The sequence below is a fragment of the Parendozoicomonas sp. Alg238-R29 genome, from assembly GCF_947331445.1.
Lineage (GTDB): Bacteria > Pseudomonadota > Gammaproteobacteria > Pseudomonadales > Endozoicomonadaceae > Sansalvadorimonas.
Map to the genome: position 1 here is coordinate 1 of NZ_CAMZOG010000173.1, position 2890 is coordinate 2890.

General features: G+C 39.4%; 4 protein-coding genes. All 4 read left to right on the top strand.

The features are described from left to right. Positions 1 to 252: 252 nt before the first annotated feature. The 4 genes from QMA35_RS21255 to QMA35_RS21270 all read left to right on the top strand — a co-directional run bounded on the left by QMA35_RS21255 (position 253) and on the right by QMA35_RS21270 (position 2570). Positions 253 to 456 (top strand): hypothetical protein, encoded by a 204-nt coding sequence (locus QMA35_RS21255; RefSeq protein WP_281649142.1) that lies wholly within the window; start codon positions 253 to 255, stop codon positions 454 to 456. A gap of 169 nt (positions 457 to 625) precedes the next feature. Beyond that, positions 626 to 1264: a hypothetical protein gene (locus QMA35_RS21260; protein WP_281649143.1), complete on the top strand. Its 639-nt coding sequence runs from the start codon at positions 626 to 628 to the stop codon at positions 1262 to 1264. Positions 1265 to 1360: 96 nt separating this feature from the next. Then, complete coding sequence (locus tag QMA35_RS21265; RefSeq protein ID WP_281649144.1) at positions 1361 to 2044, top strand: hypothetical protein; 684 nt, start codon at positions 1361 to 1363, stop codon at positions 2042 to 2044. 46 nt (positions 2045 to 2090) lie between these two features. Continuing rightward, positions 2091 to 2570, top strand: a complete 480-nt coding sequence (locus tag QMA35_RS21270) for a DUF6882 domain-containing protein (protein ID WP_281649145.1) — start codon at positions 2091 to 2093, stop codon at positions 2568 to 2570. Positions 2571 to 2890: the final 320 nt, after the last annotated feature.

The following is a 2890-nucleotide window of genomic DNA, read 5'->3' on the forward strand; positions in this document are numbered from 1 at the left end:
GGCGTTGGTGTTCGGCAGCAAGCTGCCTGGGACGCCTTCGGCGCCCCACAACTTGGCGTTAGATGCTATCAGAGTAATACTTCAAGCATTTTTCTGCTTTTCTCGGTCTTGCTTGTTCAAAATTATTTGCTTGATTAATCTAGATTAGAAATTTTATTTCCGAAAAAGTTAGTACCACAAAATAAGTCTTGTGAGTGGTTCTGACTCAATTATTCCAAGACATTTAATAGAACATCTATTTCTGGGGTATTTATGGATTTCAGCGGGTTAATATCTATTTTTGGTGGTATTTATGGTTTTCTTTTAGCAAACGGAACGCTACCTAAAAAACCGAAAGACCCAGCCAAGCTAGAAGAATGGAGAAATAAGTATGGGAAAATGCTTAAAATCCTGTGCCCTTTCATTGTTATCTTTGGCTTTTGTGAGTTGTTTGGTTTGTTTAGCTACAGTGTATAAGTCGCATCTAACAAGTCAATCAAAGGGACGCCTACGGCGCCCCTTATTGAGGCGTTAGCTGCTAGTCAGCATCGTGCAATATCTGGTATTTCCTGTTGCTTATATATATTGACTTTTGTTGCCCAAGACCAAAAAATTCATCATCAAAATATCTTCTCAAGGCTCAATCATGCATCATGAGTACGCAAGCTATATCGAATGGGATGAAAACATTCAGTCATTGGTTTTCGAAAAACAATCAACATTTGAGAGTCTTAATAAATCACAAATTGAACTACTGGTTTTTTATCTCAAGAATATTAATAACTCAACGAACGGAAAAAACACCTCTACTGATGAGATTTTTTTAAGAAATCTTGAACAGCTGAAAAAATCTGATGAGCAGATAAAGCTTCAAGCTCGTTCTGGTAAATATGCTGTAATGGGTGTAGCTGTTTGTGTCGTCTCTGGTATGCTTTTAGCTTCATCATTGTTTTCATTCTTTATAGATAAGACTGGGCTCGGCATTTCACTTTTAGTGATCGCAGCTTTATTGCTAATATATTCAGATATTAAACTCTTCTACAAATCAGCCATATTGGATAAAGAGCAAGATCGTAGATATCTCCTTTCTTCAATTAGATCAGCAAAATCCTGTAAAGAACTTCAACTTGCTGGATTTTTTACATATACGAAATCATGGAATGAGACCTGCAGATCAAACTCAGAGACGCTCAAAATACAGAATGAGATATATGAGGTTAGTAGAAAATTTCGTTCAGCATTATATAACGACCCAGATTTTGAGTTTACAGATATCCAAAAATAAACAAATCGCAGCTAACAAGCACATCGTGTACGGCAGCAAGCTGCCTGGGACGCCTACGGCGCCCCACATGTGGGCGTTAGCTTCCATAGGAGTCATATGTCAAAGGTCCACGCTATAAAAAAGAAGGCTCACGATGGTTGGGTTATTACCGAGTTACATGACGAAAAGAGCAACAGTAAAAATATATACACGCTAGAAGACAAAGTAGCTCCACAGATATATCTAACTGATGCGATAAGCAAGAAGTATGCTGCTTATACTTTAATAGAAAAAGATTTAAGAAATGTAATCGCTTGGCTGGAAGAAATAGAAAAAATAAAACCAAGATTTGAAGATAATGTTCAAGATCGAAGTAAAATGTTAGTTGTCAAAAGTCTATTTGTATCCGCCATTACCTTTTATGCGAAGTGTTTCACTAGCTGCGAAGGAAGGAAAATCAAGCTTGACAAAGCGACCATCTCTAAAGAGTTTATTGATACTCACAATCAAGCAATGAAACTTAGACACAACTATACAGCTCATAGCGGAGCTGAAAATTTTGAAGAAGTAAAAATAAGTTTGGTTCTACATCCTCATATCCAGTCATTAGAATATTGCAATATATTTACAGAGCTTAAGCAACCATTCTTCATGCCAGATGAGAATTTCAAGTTCATGGAGCTAGTAAAATGGCTCCAAGAAAAAGTATGGGAAAAGCGTACATCAATTGGCGAACTAGTTTTAGAAAAGTCTGTAAAATCAAAAGGCCCTAGATTTTGGTACGAAAAATCAACAAGCTAACAAGTGCTTTAAATGGGACGCCTGCGGCGCCCCTTAAGCAGGCGTTATGAGTCACCAAGAAATGAATGACGAAGAATTCCAAACATATATCGACACCTGCTTCGATGAGCTAGAAAGAAAGCAGCAGCACCTTATCGATACATTTGGCTTCGGCTCTTTCGACAAGTTCGAGCACAACTTCGAGAAGGAAGAGTTATATCTCATAAAGAACGATAAGGTATTGGTAAAAGCCAAGATTATCCCGATTGGTAGCTTTAACACTGAAAACGGAACTTGGATGTGGGGCTGGGCCAACGAAGCTTTTCCTGAAGGCCTTAGAGGTAAAGCCGCTAAGTTAAAAGAATTAGAAGCTATCACTGGCTTCGAAATGTTCGGAAATGATATGGCCGAAATTGATGAAAATATGGCTTGGGAAATTTCTGGGATGTCGCTTAACCTCCTTGGCTTCAAGGGTGTCTATCGTGGTCCCGCAAATAAAACCCACTATTTCTATGCAATGGAGCAAATCGCAAGTGTCAACTCATAACAAGCGCATGTTGCATCAGCCACTGTGTGGCTTGGACGGTTTTTCCGCTCGTGCCTCGCTACAAAACCGCCGCAAATGCGGGCGTTGTGCGTCAATGTGCAAATATTAATGTTTCGGTCTGTGCTTTCCTGAGAAACAACCAAGAGTTTTGTGGAGCTGGCAATCAAACATTGGAGTTTGCCACGTGCAAATCCTGAAAGGTCATGCTTTCAACGTGTTTATCCTGCAAACCTTTTTCGGGCTGCTTCCGAGTTATGCCAGCACAAACATTTTGGGTTTCAATTCCCAGCCTGCCTTTCTCACTTTTCGTGGGGCTGGCG

What these genes read in the sequence shown, in the direction of transcription:
- QMA35_RS21255 (WP_281649142.1), top strand. Translation starts at nt 253, where the DNA reads ATGGATTTCAGCGGGTTAATATCTATTTTTGGTGGTATTTATGGTTTT.
- QMA35_RS21260 (WP_281649143.1), top strand. Translation starts at nt 626, where the DNA reads ATGCATCATGAGTACGCAAGCTATATCGAATGGGATGAAAACATTCAG.
- QMA35_RS21265 (WP_281649144.1), top strand. Translation starts at nt 1,361, where the DNA reads ATGTCAAAGGTCCACGCTATAAAAAAGAAGGCTCACGATGGTTGGGTT.
- QMA35_RS21270 (WP_281649145.1), top strand. Translation starts at nt 2,091, where the DNA reads ATGAGTCACCAAGAAATGAATGACGAAGAATTCCAAACATATATCGAC.